Source organism: Glutamicibacter sp. AGC84 (assembly GCF_053543575.1).
Genome location: NZ_JBLVOC010000009.1, coordinates 44,006 through 60,180 on the forward strand (window position 1 = coordinate 44,006; position 16,175 = coordinate 60,180).

At 63.4% G+C, this 16,175-nt stretch carries 13 protein-coding genes; 4 read left to right on the plus strand and 9 right to left on the minus strand.

The genetic code is table 11. From position 1 onward, the window contains the following. The coding region (locus ACNPN0_RS06240) for a serine hydrolase domain-containing protein (RefSeq protein ID WP_448938857.1) at window positions 1-872 on the plus strand (872 nt) is incomplete at its 5' end. A 169-nt stretch (window positions 873-1,041) separates the two neighbouring features. On the opposite strand, the gene ACNPN0_RS06245 is transcribed toward ACNPN0_RS06240, so the two are convergent. From ACNPN0_RS06245 to ACNPN0_RS06265, 5 genes are all read right to left on the minus strand, one after another. Continuing rightward, a complete protein-coding gene (locus tag ACNPN0_RS06245) occupies window positions 1,042-3,777 on the minus strand; it encodes an aminotransferase class I/II-fold pyridoxal phosphate-dependent enzyme (RefSeq protein WP_359192612.1) in 2,736 nt (911 codons plus the stop codon). A gap of 260 nt (window positions 3,778-4,037) precedes the next feature. After that, a complete protein-coding gene (locus ACNPN0_RS06250; protein WP_286134385.1) occupies window positions 4,038-5,000 on the minus strand; it encodes an Lrp/AsnC family transcriptional regulator in 963 nt (320 codons plus the stop codon). After that, window positions 4,997-6,553, minus strand: coding sequence for a carboxyl transferase domain-containing protein (locus ACNPN0_RS06255; protein ID WP_133834896.1), 1,557 nt, complete (start codon window positions 6,551-6,553; stop codon window positions 4,997-4,999). The genes ACNPN0_RS06250 and ACNPN0_RS06255 overlap by 4 nt, the downstream gene beginning before the upstream one ends. Before the next feature lie 2 nt (window positions 6,554-6,555). Beyond that, the gene (locus tag ACNPN0_RS06260) at window positions 6,556-7,752 is read right to left on the minus strand and encodes a CaiB/BaiF CoA transferase family protein (protein ID WP_359192619.1); all 1,197 of its coding nucleotides are present in this window, start codon (window positions 7,750-7,752) and stop codon (window positions 6,556-6,558) included. Window positions 7,753-7,776: 24 nt separating this feature from the next. Then, window positions 7,777-9,231 (minus strand): amidase, encoded by a 1,455-nt coding sequence (locus ACNPN0_RS06265; RefSeq protein ID WP_448937231.1) that lies wholly within the window; start codon window positions 9,229-9,231, stop codon window positions 7,777-7,779. A gap of 223 nt (window positions 9,232-9,454) precedes the next feature. On the opposite strand from ACNPN0_RS06265, the gene ACNPN0_RS06270 reads away from it, so the two are divergent. The 3 genes from ACNPN0_RS06270 (at window position 9,455) to ACNPN0_RS06280 (ending at window position 12,174) form a co-directional block, all read left to right on the plus strand. Then, the gene (locus ACNPN0_RS06270) at window positions 9,455-10,195 is read left to right on the plus strand and encodes a DUF5058 family protein (RefSeq protein WP_105658905.1); all 741 of its coding nucleotides are present in this window, start codon (window positions 9,455-9,457) and stop codon (window positions 10,193-10,195) included. A gap of 22 nt (window positions 10,196-10,217) precedes the next feature. Beyond that, entirely contained in the window at window positions 10,218-10,937 is a 720-nt protein-coding gene (locus ACNPN0_RS06275) for a hypothetical protein (protein WP_105658885.1), read from the plus strand. A gap of 70 nt (window positions 10,938-11,007) precedes the next feature. Further along, entirely contained in the window at window positions 11,008-12,174 is a 1,167-nt protein-coding gene (locus tag ACNPN0_RS06280; protein WP_105658906.1) for an amidohydrolase, read from the plus strand. 104 nt (window positions 12,175-12,278) lie between these two features. On the opposite strand, the gene ACNPN0_RS06285 is transcribed toward ACNPN0_RS06280, so the two are convergent. From ACNPN0_RS06285 to ACNPN0_RS06300, 4 genes are all read right to left on the minus strand, one after another. Further along, window positions 12,279-13,094 carry a Cof-type HAD-IIB family hydrolase gene (locus ACNPN0_RS06285; RefSeq protein ID WP_332488029.1) on the minus strand — a complete coding sequence of 272 codons (816 nt, stop codon included), beginning with the start codon at window positions 13,092-13,094 and terminating at the stop codon, window positions 12,279-12,281. Between the two features lie 6 nt (window positions 13,095-13,100). Continuing rightward, a complete protein-coding gene (gene ppgK / locus ACNPN0_RS06290) occupies window positions 13,101-13,910 on the minus strand; it encodes a polyphosphate--glucose phosphotransferase (protein ID WP_332488031.1) in 810 nt (269 codons plus the stop codon). 70 nt (window positions 13,911-13,980) lie between these two features. Then, window positions 13,981-15,045 (minus strand): ROK family transcriptional regulator, encoded by a 1,065-nt coding sequence (locus ACNPN0_RS06295; RefSeq protein WP_448937230.1) that lies wholly within the window; start codon window positions 15,043-15,045, stop codon window positions 13,981-13,983. Between the two features lie 31 nt (window positions 15,046-15,076). Continuing rightward, complete coding sequence (locus ACNPN0_RS06300) at window positions 15,077-16,174, minus strand: alcohol dehydrogenase catalytic domain-containing protein (protein ID WP_133834921.1); 1,098 nt, start codon at window positions 16,172-16,174, stop codon at window positions 15,077-15,079. Window position 16,175 lies beyond the last annotated feature (1 nt).

Below are 16,175 nucleotides of genomic sequence, written 5' to 3' on the forward strand. Positions count from 1 at the left end.
CGGTCCCCAAGACCCTGGTGGGTTCCCTGGCCGGGGCGCTGGTGGACGCCGGAATGCTTGATACCGAGCAGGCGGTAGCCACCTACGTGCCGGCGTTGGAACGCAGCGGCTATGCCGGCGCCCGGGTGCGCGACCTGCTGGATATGCGCTCCGGGATCAAATTCTCCGAAGAGTATCTGGATCCCAATGCCGAGGTGCGCCAGCTGGAGGAGGCCATCGGCTGGGCCCCGTCGCGTGGCGGCATCGGGCCTATCGGGATGTACGAGTTCTTGCTGACCCTGCAGGCCAAGGGACCGCACGGCGGGGTCTTCGAATACCGTTCCTGCGAGACCGACACCCTGGGCTGGGTGCTGGAAGCCGCCGGCGGCGCCCCGCTGCAGGAACTACTTTCGGATTATGTCTGGTCCAAGCTCGGTGCCCAGCAGGATCTGGTGATGGGCGTTGACCAATTCGGCACCGGAATGTTCGACGGCGGATTCAACGCCTGCCTGCGCGATTTGGCGCGTTTCGGCCATCTCTATGTCAATGGCGGGCGTGCGCTGACCGGCAAGCAGGTTCTCTCCGAGGCATGGATCGCCGACACCTTCGCCACCGATCCCGCACTGGTCCAGGCGTTCGCCCAGTCCCCGGGCGACAACATGATGCCCGGCGGGCACTACCGGAACCAGATCTGGTTCCCGAACCCTGCCACCGGGGCCGCGGTGGCCCTGGGCATCCATGGCCAGATGATCTATATGGATCCGGCGACCAAGCTGGTCGCGGTCAAGCTTTCCAGCTGGCCGCTGCCGCAGGATGCTTCCAAGCTGTTCCCGACCATTCGTGCGTTCGAGGCGATCTCGGCGCATCTGGCCGGACGGAAAATACAGCCTTAGGGCTGCTTACGATTCAGGCCCTGATTTGCGCATTCGGTGCGCGAATCAGGGCCTTTGCCGTGCTGGCAGCTATTCTTGCGTGCAGCGTTCTTCGCCGCGGAAGCCGGAACCCACCCGGGGATGCCGGGTGGGTCCGCAAGCTGCGTTCAAGGCAAGCCGCTCTTCGCGCTCAGGACTGCTGCTCCGCGACCTGTTCCAGGGCTTCGCAGGTGAACACCTGGTAGCCCAGGTCCTGGTGGTAGCCGTGGATCTCTCTGGTATCGAGCCGGTCCATGTAATCCAGAATGCACAGGGTAATGACCTGGCCGGGGACCAGCACCGGGAATCCCGGCGGGTACGGGGTGACGAATACCGCCGACACGACGCGTTCTCCGTTCACCAGCTGGGTGCGGATCTGCGCGGAGGACAGGAAATGCGTCGCCGGGTCCTGGTAGGTCAGGTAGTAGGCCGAGCGCATGTCCCCGCTTCCGCCGCCTCCTGCGAATTCAGGAGCGAAGGCGCTGAAATCCGGCAAGGGAATCTGTTCGGCCGCAGGCTTCTTGCCCAGTGCCAGCACTCTCCCATCCAGGCGGCGTTTGCGGTCCAGTTCCTCGGCGATCTTCACCAGCACCTCGATCAGGTGCGCCACGGCCGAACGGGTGGTGCCGATATTGGTCATCAGCAGCACCGAGGTGCGGCTGGTCTTGTTGACCTGGATCGAATGCCCATCCATCAGGTACTCGTGCTTGAAGGTGTCCCCGTCTACGCCGGTGCGGCTGATGTCCAGGGTCAGGCGCGAGGGGTCGACCACGAACTCGTCTTCCGCCCAGGCTTCGTCCCAGGCTGCCAGCCCGTCGCGCACCGGGTTCTGCGTGGTGGACTGGCGGTACTTCTGCGGGATCAGGTCCGTCGAATGCAGGATCTTGAAATACTTGCCCAGCAGCTCGTTGCGCGCCATGGCCCGCGAAATCGACTGCGCCAAATCGACCTGGCGCTGCACCAGCGCATAGCCTTCCAGCTCGGCCTGGCGCCGGCCGATATCCAGCGAGGCGAGGATCTGGTAGTTCGGCGAGGTGGAGGTGTGGGTCATGTAGGCCTCGCGGAAGGCGTTGAGGTTGCGCACCGCGAAGTCCTGGTCGTAGATGTGGATCATCGAGCCCTGGCGCAAGGAGGTCAGGGTCTTATGCGTGGACTGGGTGGAGTACACCCGCAAGCGGACCTGCTCCGGATCCGGAATCAACCGGGTCTCCAGCCAGGCCTGGTCATTCTCCGGGTGCTCCATGGTGCCCGGTGCTGGAAGGGCCGCACGCTGCGCGGCGTAGCGCTGGTGGTAATCCGCGGTTTCCAGCTGCTTTTCCAGCACGGCCGCCACGGTCATGGCGGTGCGCTGGCGGTACACCGGGTGGAATCCTGCGAAGGCGAACCAGGCCTCGTCCCAGAGGAACACCAGATCCGGCTTGATGGCCAGGCATTCTTCCATCACCCGGCGCGGGTCGTAGATGATCCCGTCGAAGGTGCAGTTGGTCAAGGTGAGCATCTTGACCTTGTGCAGCAGGCCCTCGCGGCGCAGCTGCAACAGCCGTCCCTTGATCTCCTCCAGCGGCACCGCCCCGTACATCGAATGCTCGTTGAGCGGGTAGGCCTCCAGGTAGCTCACGTTCGCCCCGGCGAGCACCAGCGAGTAGTGGTGGGACTTGTGGCAATTGCGGTCCACCAGCACGATGTCCCCCGGGGCGAGAATCGACTGGTGCACGATCTTGTTGGCGGTCGAAGTGCCATTGGTGACGAAGTAGGTGCGGTGGCTGCCAAAAGCCCGGGCCGCCAGCTCGTGGGCCTTCTTGATGGAGCTTTGCGGGTCCAAGAGGGAATCGAGCCCGCCGGAGGTGGCCGAGGTTTCGGCCAGCAGCAGGTTCTTGCCATAGAAGTCCACCAGGTCCCTGGCCCAGGGAGAGTTCTGCACCGAACCTGCGCGGGAAATCGGCATGGCGTGGAAGACCCCGCCAGGCCGCTTGGCGTACTTCTGCAGGGCGTTGAAGAACGGGGTCTGGTAGCGTTCGAGCACTTCCGAGACAATCGACAGGTGCAGGTCCATCCGGTCATTGCGCGAGAAGATCCGGCGGAAACGCCCGGTGATCTCGTGGGCAATGGATTCCAGGGCGACCCCGGCGATCAGGTACACCGGGACTTCGGGGCGCAGTTCATCGAGGATATTTTCCAGGTCCAGCAGGCCCTGGATCTGCCTGGTGGATTGGAAGTAGCCTTCCATCCGCCGGGCTATGAAATTCTTGAGCGTCGAGGAGAGCCGGCGACGCGTGCGCACATCAAAGCGGGCGGTCAGCACGACGGACTGGATGCCGGGGTTGATCAGGATCGCGGCCAGGGCGTCTTCCACGCTGGGCACCACCACGAAGTTGTAGTGGAACGGATCGGTGCGCTGGCGCTGTTCGGCGATTTCTTCCTTGAAAAGCTCGATCTCCTCCGCCGGGCCATTATCCACCAACAGGATTTCCACCATCGGGGCCTGCACCCTGGCGTTGCCAGGTGCACCGTTGCCCAGCTGGGATGGATCCTGTTCCGCCTCGTCATGGCCTTCAAGGTCAATGTACTGGGTCAGCGTCCTGAAGGTCTGGTTCGCCTGGTAGACCAGCTTCATCGCATCTTCGTACTGCCCGCCGGACATGAGCCGGGAAACCTCGTTGAAGTATTCGATGCCGGGATTCGCCCAGTACGGTTCTATGGCTGCCAGCAGCCCCAGCAACCGGCCGGCTTCCAGCTCATGCTCCGTGCGGCGGTCTTCCTCCTGGTATTCAGAAGAGATCTCGCTGAGCACATAGCCCAAGTGCTCCCACGCGTCCTTGCGTTTGCGCCACGCGCTTTCAGGCGTAGCCGTTCCCTGGTTCGTCCCGTAGGTCAACCTCTTGCTCACGGTTGCCGGTATTCCTTTCACCCCTGCAGCGTTAACTGGTTGTTAACAGCGCGAGCGAAGCCATGCCGCTCGGTATCGTGAGACTATGCCACTTCCGAAGCGGTTCCGAACCCTTGAGGCGATATTACGCATTATTATCGCCTTACGGCGAAGTGTTCACCTGCCGTTCACCTTCCTGGGCCCAGCGGCGAACAGCGGCCAAAGACGAGTTGGACTCCAGTTGAATTCTGGTGCTGCACGACGCGGTTTCCTGGTCTGGTTCAGCTACTGATCAGCCGCCCACCGCGTTTGCGGGCGCTAACCACCAGAGAGGCCTTAACTTGCAGCATCGAGTTCCCCCAGGCGCTGTGGGAAATGAAGTCATAGAGCTCGGCCTGGTTGGCCACCGTCACGTCGACCACCAACTGGCAATCCCCGGCCACGGCCGCTGCATAGCGAACTTCCGGTCGGGTGGCGAGTCGCTGGCCCAATTTTTCGACTTGGGATGGCGTCGTCGAAACCCAGAGCAATGCCTCGACCGGCAACCCCACGGCCAGGGGCTCAACCAGGGCGCGAATGGCGATCTGCCCGGTGGATAGGAGCCAATCGATCCGCCGCGCAACAGAGGTCTCGCTCATCGCCACCCGGCGGGCAATCGACTCGAAGCTGGCTCTGCCGTCATCGTGCAAAGCATCGATGATCTGCTCGTCCTTGGAGTTGAGGTTCGGCTGGATGCGCCAGCTCGTGACATCCGGGTCCTTTTGCAAGGCAAGCTCTTCTGCGGGCTTCAAGGATCCCAGGCGCCACCCGCGGATCGTCTTGAAGTACTTCAACACCGGATACACGACAATCGACGAGACCCCCGGCGTAGCAGGCAGTTCCAGCGAGAGCACTTCGGTCACATCTCCGTTGTAGTGCATTTCCACGACGAGATCCTCCCGGCCAGTGACCTGGTAGGAAAAGCTGGTATCCGGCCGGGAAGACAAGGATTCACTGGCAATCCGCCCGGTGCCCGGGGCGCAAGTGCACGCGATCAGCAGCGAATGCTCGCGGTGGCGGATCGCCGCAACCGTAACCAGCCCATTCTCCAGCAGCCACGCGCCATGGCGGGCGACCGAGCGTTCAGGCAGGTCAAGCACGGCAGCTATCTTCCGCCAGGTGGCTCGCCCGTCCACTTGGAGGGCGGCAATGATGCGGCGTTGCACCGTGCTCAGCTCGATCATCCGTTCCTCTGTTCTAGTCATCCAGCGGCGTCCCGCACCTCCTGGTTGGCCGTTTTCGGCCGGCCAATCGATGCATACTTCAGCGCGCGCCGGCCAGGCAGCTGCGCGGCATCTGTCGCCGCAAGCTGCGCAAGCGCCGTGGACACTGCCGCTCCGACTTCCAGCGAGAAGCGCTTCGGAGCGGTGGTCACATCATACTCCTCGGGGACGATCACCTGTACTATCCCCGCACGTCGCAGCGAGTATGCATCGGTTTTCTGGGCATAAGCCAACGGTGCGGCGTGCTCCGTGTCCCGGTACATGATCGCGCTGGCTCCCTCCGGCGGCAACGGGGAGAGCCAGGAGTTTGCTGCGGCTATGGAGATATCAGCCGGCAGCAAGGCCAGTGCGCCGCCTCCGGTGCCCTGGCCCAGCAGCAGCGAAACGCTCGGAACGCCAATGCCCACCAAGGTGCTCAGCGAGCGGGCAATCTGCCCGGCCATGCCGCCTTCCTCGGCCTCACGGCTCAGCGCCGCTCCTTCGGTGTCGATCACGGTGAGCATCGCTATGCCCAGATTCTGTGCCAGCAGCGCCCCCCTCCGGGCTTCGCGCAGGAAGGCAGGCCCCAGCGGATCGAGGTTTTCGGAGTGGTCTATCCGCGACCGGTCCTGGCCGATGACCACCGCCGGCTGGCCCCCGAAGCGCGCGAGCGCCAGGTACATACGCGGATCGCTTTCCCCTTCGGCGCTCCCGGAAAGCTGCAACGCATCGCTGGCGGCGTACTTGATGACGTGGCGCACCGAGGGGCGTCGGGATTTGCGCGTGGCGAGTATGGCATCCCACACCTGGGATTCGGTGAGTCTCCGGTCATCTGCCAAGGGGTAGCCGGCAATCGAGTCGATCGGATCTCCCGGGGCGATGATTGCCAGCACCCGGTTGACCAGCCCGCCCAGCTCATGGACCGGGACCACGGCGTCGATCAGGCCGTGCTTCTGGAGATTCTCGGAGACTTGCACTCCCTGCGGGAAGGGTTTGCCGTAGATGGTCTCGTACACGCGCGGACCAAGGAATCCCAGCAGGGCACCGGGCTGGGCGATGGTGATGTGCCCGGTGGATCCCCACGACGCCATGACCCCTCCGGTGGTGGGATGCCGCAGGTACACCAGGTATGGCAACCCGGCAGCAGAATGCGCCCTAACCGCGGCCGTGATGTGCACCATCGACACGAACGCAGGGGTTCCCTCCTGCATCCGGGTTCCGCCCGAGGCCGGGGAAGCCAGTACCGGCAGTCCTAATGCGGCGGCTTTTTCGAATGCCGAAGCAATCCTGCGGGAGGTGCCCTGGCCTATTGATCCGGCCAGGAATCCGAATTCGGAGAGGACGACGGCCACTTCCCGGCCATTGATTGTGCCGGAGCCGGTTAGCACAGCTTCGTCGGCCCCCGAACGACGCGCCGCTTCTTCCAGCTGGGTCCGGTAGGCGTCATCGGCAAATGAATAATCCGCCGGCTCATCCCAGCTCTCGTAGCTGCCCGCATCGAGCACCTGGTCGATCATGTGCTGTGCACTGATGTGCTCGATTTTCTCCTGCACCATACTCAACGCACCGCCTGCTGCGCGCGGGTCTTGAGCCATTCCCGGATCCGCTGCTCGTCTTGGTTAAGCAGTGGCGGAGCGGAGTGCCCGGTCCGGGTGACTTCCTTGCCGCCCTCGAAGAACCGCAGCGGCGCGCCTGGGAGGGTCAGCTCCCCTAGCAACGGGTGCTGGACATTCAATGCCAGGCCTTGCGAGCGCACCTGGTCCCATTCGTACACCTCATCCAGGGTTCTGACGATGCCGGCAGGGACGCCGGCTTCACCGAGCATTTCCAGCAGCTGGCTGGTACCGTGGCGCTTGAACTTTTCTTCGATGGCTTCGATGAGCTCGTCACGCCGTTCGACGCGATGCTCATTGGTTTCGAACCCCTCGGTTGGCAGCTGGAATGCCGCCACCAGTGAATCCCAGAGCTTCGGGCTGCCCACGCTAATTTGCACAAAGCCATCGGCGCTGCGGAACAGTCCATAGGGCGCGATGGATGGATGGTGGTTGCCCTGGGCGCGCGGAACCTGTCCTGCAACCGTGCTGCGGGTGCCCTGAAAGGCATGCACTCCGATGATCGATGCGAGCAGCGAGGTGCGCACATGCTGGCCTCTGCCCGTGCGCTCGCGTTCCAGCAGGGCCGCCAGCACGCCGTAGGATCCGTACATCCCGGCCAGCAGGTCTCCGATGGGAACGCCGACTTTCTGCGGGTCCTCCGGTCCGGAACCGGTCAGCGACATCAGCCCGGCCTCGCCCTGCAGAATCTGGTCGTATCCGCTGCGCCAGGCTTCAGGGCCGTCATGGCCGAAGCCGGAAATCGAGAGGGTTACGAGCTTTCCGTTAATCATCTGCAGGGCTGCATCGTCGAAGCCGAGCCGGTCCAACACTCCGGGGCGGAAATTCTCTACCAGGACATCGGCCTGCGTCAGCAGGCTGCGCAGGGTCTGGATTCCGTCGGGGCTCTTCAGATCCAGGGCAATGGATTCCTTGTTGCGGTTGCACGAGAGGAAATAGGTCGATTGGCGGTCCTCCTCCGGCCCGACGAAGGGCGGACCCCAGCCTCGGGTGTCATCGCCGCCCTGGATATTTTCCACCTTGATTACTCGGGCTCCCAGATCGCCAAGCATCATCGTGGCATGCGGTCCAGCCAAGGCCCGCGACAAGTCGATGACGGTGTACCCGGACAGCGGTCCGGTGCTGTGCTGTTCCTTGTTCATATTTGCCTCTCTAGAATTCCGGTATCAGGCGCTGGCGGTCTTGACTGCATTGACGGCCACCGACTGCGGATCAGTGGCCAGAACCGGCATCACGTCCGCGAAGCGGTTCTGCTCCTCGTAGCCGGCAGCCCAATTGAGCAGCTGGGCGTCCTTGTAGTGATTCGCCGCCAGCTGCCATCCCACCGGAAGCCCGGACTCGGTGAAGCCTCCTGGCATGGCGATGACCGGCAGGCTCGTGGCCGAGAGCAGGCAGGCAGATCGCATCCAGTCCAGATAGGTCTCGGCGCGGGTTCCAGCGATTTGCTCAGGCCAGCGCTGCGCTGCGTCGAAGGGCAAGACCTGGGTTGCCGGGGAGAGGAACAGATCGTAGCGCGAGAAGTAGCGCTGAACTGCTCGTTCCAGCCGGGTTCGGGCCGCCATCGTCGAAATCATGGCTTCTCCGTCGAGGTCCGTCCCCTTCTTGACATTCCAGAGGACCTCGGGCTTGATCAGCGAGCCGTGGCTCCGCACTAGTCCGCCAAGATTAGTGGCGAAATCGAAGGCCCTGGTGTTGCCGAAGACTTCGTCGGCATCGGTAAAGTCAATGCACGCCTCTTCGACAATTGCGCCAGCGGCCTCGAAAACCGAGAGTTGGCGATGCAATACCTCTACGACCTCGCGCTCGATCGGAACACCGATCCCGAAATCGAAGCTATAGCCGATGCGGACTCCGCGCGATTCTGGTTCGGGAGTGCCGAAATCGCTGGCTGAGAGCTTGTTCGGGGTCGGAAGCCTGTCGTCACCTGCGCTGGCTCGCATGAACAGCGCGATATCCTCCACCGTGCGTGCGATCGGTCCCGAACGGGCCAGCCAGGAGTAGGCATTGGATTCCGCCTCCAGCGGGATGACCCCGTAGGAGGGCCGGAAACCAATGACATTGCAGAAACTGGCCGGAATGCGCAGCGAACCGCCCATGTCTGAGCCGTCACCGAGCGGCTGGATCCTAGCGGCGACCGCGGCGGCTACGCCGCCTGAGGAGCCTCCGGCCGATCGATCCACCGCATAGGGATTCGTCGTGGTGCCGAACAATTCATTGAAGGTATGCGATCCGGCTCCGAATTCCGGGACATTGGTCTTCCCCGTCCTGATCGCGCCTGCTGCTGCCAGTCGGGCGATCTGCAAGTCGTCCTGCTCTGGGACGTTGTCCTTTAATGCCAGCGACCCCTGGGTGGACAGCAAGCCGGCGGTGTTGAACGTGTCCTTGTGCGTCATCGGCAGACCGTGGAGCACTCCAGTCGGCTCGTTTCCCGCCGTGGCTTCATCGGCCTTAGCAGCGAGGATTCGCGCGCGTTCGAAATCCGTGATGACCACGGCGTTGATTTGGGCGTTAACTTCATCGATTGCCTGGATATGGCTCTCCAAGGCCTCACGCGCCGACAACTCGCGCTTGCGGATCTTTGCCGTGAGCTCCGTGGCGCTCAATTGCTGGATCTCGTTCATGGCCGTGCCTTTCTAAAGGATGACTGCATTGCGATATGTGTCACAATCTTCCGCCTACGTTGACCGCAAATGGAATACTCCTCAAGAAAACTCGCCATTTTGGGGGATCTCGCCATAAATATGGCTAATTCCGACATTCCTTGCCGAGGGCCTCCAATAGGAGGAACCTTGAATTCAATGAGACCGGCATCACATCATGCTGGTGAATATCGAAGGAGTTCCGATGCATTTCCCCCTTGCAGCCGGCGATCCAGTTTCAACTGACATCTGGGCCGTCGCCAACAGCCCTTTCCTGTGGTTCTGCGCTCTGGGCGTCTTCGCCGTGATCTTCGTCCAGACCATTCTCTATGTCCGTGCTGCCAAGGCCGCAGCACCCCATGTCGATATGCCCGTCCGCGAAGTCAAGGAAGCCTTCCGCGCCGGTGCCGTCGCCTCGATCGGGCCATCCCTCTCGGTGGTGCTGGTCGCCATCGCATTACTGGCTCTGTTCGGAACGCCAGCCGTTCTTGTCCGCATCGGGCTGATCGGCTCGGCCTCCACGGAAACGGCCAGCGCCAACTTGGCAGCCCAATCCATGGGCTCGATGCTCGGCGGGGATACCTACACCCAACAAGTTTTCGCCGTGGCCTTCATGGCCATGAGCCTATCGGGAGGCATGTGGATGCTCTGCACCTTGCTGCTGACCCCGGTCCTGAAACGCGGCGGCAAGTCCTTGGCCAAGCGCAACCCAGCGGCCATGGCCCTGATCCCCACCGCAGCCCTGCTCGGAGCGTTCAGCATGCTGACCATCGCCGAAATTCCCAAGTCCAGCATCCACATGACGCTGGTGCTGATCTCGGCAGCCTCCATGGCTTTGTTCCTCTTCTTGGCCAAAGTGCTCCAAGCCAAATGGCTCAAGGAATGGGCCTTGGGATTCGCGATCCTAATCTCGATCACCGCCGGCTACCTGATGCACACCGCATAGCGAATTAGAAAGGACAGAACCCATGAGCTCACCAGCAATGACCACTGCGGACGCCTCGATGGCCCGCTTCGAGCAGCAGACCACACGCTACGGTTCACTGACCATGACAGCCGGCTTGATCCTCTCGCTGCTCGGCCCGATCTACCTCGTATTCTTCACGGACCTCGACATCAGCCCTTCGATGATCTGGGTCGCCTTCGCCGCCGTTGCGGCCACCTTCGGAATTTTCTGGTTTGTCGAACCACTGACTTATTTCCCGATCCTGGGTTCGGCAGCTATGTACCAGGCCTTCATGATCGGCAATATCTCCAACAAGCTGCTGCCTGCCGCCATCGTGGCCCAGTCCGCGATCAACGCCAAGCCCGGCACCAGGCGCGGCGATCTGGCCTCGGTGATGGCCATCGGCGGCGCGGCCACCGTCCACCTGACCAGCCTGCTGGTCTTCGTGGGGATCTTCGGGTCCTGGCTGGTCTCGATCATTCCAAACGACATGATCGAGGTAGCCCGAATCTACATCTTGCCCTCCCTGATGGGAGCGGTACTTGTCCAGGCCATCGTCGCCATGAAGCAGGTTCGCCCGACCATAGTTGCCATCGTGCTGTCGCTGACCATGTATTTCGTGGTCATCCCGCTGGTTCCATCCTTGGCCCTGTTCGGCACAGCCCTGGTTGTGCTCTTCTCCATCATCGTTTCGTGGATCGTGCGCGATCGCAAAGCAGTCCACACGCCCGTTGCTGACTAAAGGAGTCACTTTGAATACCCAACCCGCTGGCGCATTGCAAACCGTCCTGACTGGCGAGCAAGCCGAGCTTATGCACGAAATGTATCGCCACCTACATGCCAATCCCGAACTGTCAATGCAGGAACGCGCGACCGCCGCTTATATCGGCAAGCAACTCGACACCATGGGAATCGAGAACTTCGTCTGCGGCGGTACCGGCGTCGTCGGCATCCAACGCAATGGCGAGGGGCCTGTGGTAGGCTTCCGCGCCGATACCGATGGCCTGCCCATCGCGGAAGATACCGGAGCCAGTTATGCTTCGGAAGCTCGCGGCCAGCTGGCCGATGGCACTGACGTCCCGGTCATGCACGGATGCGGTCACGACACCCATGTCACCGCGGCGCTGACCGCCGCTGCCCGGCTCGCCGAGCAGACGGGGGCGTGGAACGGAACCATCGTGTGGATTTTCCAGCCCGGCGAGGAAACCAGCGCTGGTGCCAGGGCCATGCTCGAAGACGGATTGTGGGACAAGGCCCCGGTACCCTCGGTCATCCTCGGCCAGCATGTCTTTCCTTTCGCCGCGGGCTCGGTGGGCCTGACCAGCGGCCCCGCCATGGCAATGGCTGATTCGCTGAAGGTGACGCTGCACGGCAAGCAGTCCCACGGCTCACAGCCGCAAGACTCCATCGACCCGATCGTCCAGGGCGCGCACACGATCACGCGCCTGCAGAGCCTGGTTTCGCGGGAATTGCACCCTCAGACTCCTGCGGTGCTCACCTGCGGCTCGTTCCACGCCGGGTTGAAGGAGAACATCATCCCGGATCGCGCCGAATTCACCTTGAACATCAGGACCTTCGATGAGCAGACCCGCACCCAAATCCTGGATGGGGTCTCACGCATAGTGAGCGCCGAAGCCGCCGCGTCGAATGCTCCGGCACCTGAGATCGAAACGCTGAATTCCTTCCCCAAGCTGCACAATGATCCGGGCCACACCGAGCAGGTCAAGGAGGCTTTGAGCCGGGAACTCGGGGAAGGCAAAGTTGTCGACCTGCCCGCTGCCATGGGATCCGAGGATTTCGGGGCTCTGGGAGATGAGATTTCGGTGCCGTACGTCTACTGGTTCTTCGGCGGGTTCCTGCCCCGTGACGAGGCGCCACCGGTGAACCACTCGCCGTATTTCCTGCCTGATTACGAGCTTTCCCTGGCAACAGGGGTTCGCGCCGCGCTGGCGGGCCTGGGGCATTACCTGGCCAGGTAGCGGACTCCGGTTCCCAAGTCGATCGCGCCGCCGGCGGCATGCCAAGGCCCGGGTGGAGGAACACTCCTTCCGCCCGGGCCTTCGGAATGTTCTTGCCGGTTTGGCTAGAGCCGGGTACGCCCATCGAGGTAGGCGCCGAGCACCTGCAGCACACCGTGCTCGAGGTTGGAAGGCGCGGTGAAGTTCGCGGCTTCTGCCACCACCGGATGCGCATTGGCCATGGCGAAGGAGTAGGTGGCGGCCTTGATCATTTCCAGGTCATTGGGGTAGTCGCCGAAAACTGCCGTTTCATCCGCGCTGATTCCCAGCTTGTCCTGCAAGGCTGCCAGGGCCAGTCCCTTGTGCACGCCGTGGTTCATGGCATCCACCCAGTGGCTGCCGGAGATCACCACCTGCAGCGGCACGTGCAGCGCTGCCGCCATTTCCTGCACGGCGCCGGTCCCGACGTTGACGGCCATCTTGATGATCTCGTCCTCGACCTGGGCCAGGTCTTCAACCACCTGCACGGCGCGGTAGTACGGGGCCACGGCGTTGGCAAACCGTTCATCGGCGCGCTCCACATAGGCGGTGCGGCGTCCGCACAGCACCAATCCGGCATCCAGTGCGGCTTGCCCGCGCACGGCCTGGATGACGGCGGCTACCGATGGCGGGTCGATGATGTTGGAGTAGATCTCGTTCTCGCCGTGCATCACGACGGTCCCGTTCTCGGCAATGATCGCGATCTCCCCCAAGGTGGCGAACTGCTCGCGCAGGGTCGCGAACTGGCGCCCGGAAGCTGGCACGAACTTGATGCCGCGGGCCTGGAGCTTGTCGATCACAGCCCACGATGCCTCGGGGATCTTGCCTTCGCCGTCCAGGAAAGTGCCGTCCATGTCAACGGCGACGAGCTTGATCTGGGCCTTCGGGTCAATCGTATGCATAGGTTCCTAGTTGCCGGGTTTCAGCGCGCGGTGCGCAGCGCCCAAGACCCCGGCGGCGTTGTTGAATTGGGCAGGCACGATCCTGGCTCGCAGTTCCAGCTGCGGCAGGAACTTTTCGTGGTCTTCCGAGATCGCTCCGCCAATGATGATCAAATCCGGGCTGCACAGGAATTCCACGTGGGACAGGTAGCGTTGCAGGCGGGCGATGTACTGCTCCCAGCTGAGGTTTTCCTCGTGCATGACTCGCGCGGCGGCCTTGCTCTCGGCATTGAATCCGTCGATTTCGAGGTGGCCGAATTCGACGTTCGGGAAGAGCACGCCGTCGCGGAAGAAGGCCGAGCCGATTCCCGTGCCCAGGGTCAGCAGCAAGGTGCTGCCCTTGACGGGCTTGCCCTGCTCGGCTCCGGCACCCGCGTAGACCTCGGCCACGCCGGCGGCATCCGCGTCGTTGAGCACAAAGACGTCGCGGCCCAGGATCGCGCTGAAGCTGGCGGTGGCATCCAAGCCGATCCAGGCCTTGTCGATATTGGCCGCCGAGTGCACGACGCCGTCGATGACGATGCCAGGCACGGTGACGCCAGCGGGGATTCCTGCCAGCTCGTCGCCGGTGAGCTCCTGCAGGTCGGCAACGATGCCCGCCATCACCTGGGCGACAGCATCCGGATGCGCGCCCTCAGGGGTAGCTGCCTTGCTGAAGGTGCTCTCAACAAGCTTGCCGTCGGTTCCAACCAATCCGTACTTGATCGACGAGCCGCCCAGATCAAGCCCGATGGCAGCGAACTGCGACGTGGATGCCGATGCGTCAGATGGTGCCATCAGTGGTCTCCCCGGTGAAGCAAATAAAATTTTAAGGACTCTTTACAATATATAGCTTGGATCACTTTGGTCAACGTACCCGGTAGTTTTCCCATAAGTTGGCCAAGGCCAGCTCCCGGGCGCCGGCCAAAGCGCCGCGTGCCGCGGCCTCGGTTCCCAAGGTGGAAAGCTGAACATGAACCGGTTGGGGCAGCAAGCTGTTCAGTTCGCTTTCCAGCGCCGCGCACAATTGAGGCGTGAGCCCCGGGCCGATGGCCACCACTCGCTGCGGATCGACGAAGCCGATCAGGTTGGCCAGGACACGGCCGAACGGGGACAGGAAGGCTGGCCAGTTCCGTTCATCGGCCAGTTTTTCCCAGAGCACGCGGGTCTGGAACATCCCGGCCTCGCCGAGCGCATCGCGCAGGTTCGCGGTGCCTACCAGCTGGGTCTCCAGCTCGCCGGCGGTGCCGTGCTTGCCGCGGTGCAGCGCACCGTCGATGACCAGGCCTGCGCCCAGGCCGGAACCGATGTAGATCATCATCAAGGAACCGGCCAGCTCCCCGGCTTCGGCCAGGGCCATCCAATTCACGTCGTTATCCAGCAGCACCGGAACCCCGCCGGCGAACTGGCCGGCAAGGTTGGCCCCGGAGGAAGGGAAAATCGGGGTGGCCAGGACTCGCAGCCCGCCATCGCGTTGCACCGGGGCTGACTGGCTCACGGCCCCGGCCAGCAATGGGGAGCCGAGCTCAGCGGCCACGCGGGAGATCTCGCGGGCTCCCATTTGCTCTACCTGCGCGGCGGTGGTTTGCGCCGTCAGCGGGTAGAAGCGGTCCACCAGCGTCTTTCCGGCCAAGTCGGTGGCGCGGACCTGCAGGAATTCTGCCTGCAGGCACAGTGCCAGCAGGTGGCCGAAGCCGCTGTCCAGCGCATAGTGCTCGGGAACGCGGCCGCGCTTGGGCTCGTTGTCCCGCTCGATGGCCGAGGCCAGGCCGTTCTCCTGCAGGCGCGAGATCGCCTGCGATGCGGTGGGCTTGGAGATCCCCAGATCCGCAGCGATCTGGGTACGGGTCGCCGGGGCTTGGCAAAGGTAATCGAATACCCGGATGTCAGTCAGCGTTGCCAGGGCACGGGGCCCCGCAGTGGAATCAGTCACCCACCAATCCTACTGGCCTTCTGCCCTGATTTCAGGGCAGCAGAACTTGGCGCACCGACCGTCCCTCGGCTAGTGCATCCAGGGCGTCGTTGACCTCGGCCAGCGGCCTGGTTTCCACGAGTTTCTCCACAGGGAGCTTGCCGGAGCGCCAGAGCTGCTCGTAGTAGGGAATATCCTTCTTCGGCAGGGCAGAACCCATGTAGCTGCCGATGATCGTGCGTGCTCCTGCGGTCAGGCCCAGGGGCTCGATGCTGCTCATCGCGCCCGGAGCCGGAAGCCCCACGGTCACCAGGGTTCCGCCCACGCCGGTGGCCTGCAAGGCGGTTTCGAAGGCACGCGGATGCCCCGCGGCCTCGATCACGATTTCGGCGGTGCGCTGCCCCAGGGCCTGCGGCGTGAAGGCTTCATCGGCGCCCAATGCCAGCGCGGTGGCCAGCTTGTCCTCATTGGCGTCAACGGCCAGGATCCTGCCGGTGCTCCTTTGCCCCGCGGCCACCAGCAAGGCGGCCATGCCTACCCCGCCCAGGCCGACGATGGCAACATCCTGGGCGCCGGTTGCCCCGGCGGCATTGCGCAGTGCACCGCCGCCGGTGAGCACCGCGCAGCCCAGCACCGCGGCCACTTCAGCAGGAACATCCGCGCCCACCGGGATGAGGCTGCGCGCATCCATTACCGCGTAGTCGGCAAAGGCCGAGACACCGAGGTGGTGATGGACCGGCTGGCCGTCGAGGGCCAACCGGCGAGCGCCGGTCAGCAGGGTCCCGGCGCCATTGGACGCGGTGCCGGCGCTGCACGGCAGCTTGCCGCCCTTGGCGCAGGCTTCGCATTTCTCGCAGCGCGGCAGGAAGACCGAGATCACCTGCTGGCCGATGTCCAGATCCACCCCATCACCCACCTGCTCGACGATGCCTGCTGACTCATGGCCCAGCACCATCGGCAGCGGACGCGGCCGGTTCCCGTCGATCACCGACAAGTCCGAATGGCACAGTCCGGCCGCGGTGATGCGCACCAGCACTTCGCCGGGCCCGGGCTCTTCGAGCTGCAGCTGGCGCATCGCCAGCGGCCGGTGCTTGGCATAGGGCCGCTGGTTCTCCCGGCGCTCAAGCACCGCGGCATGGATCCGGCGCATG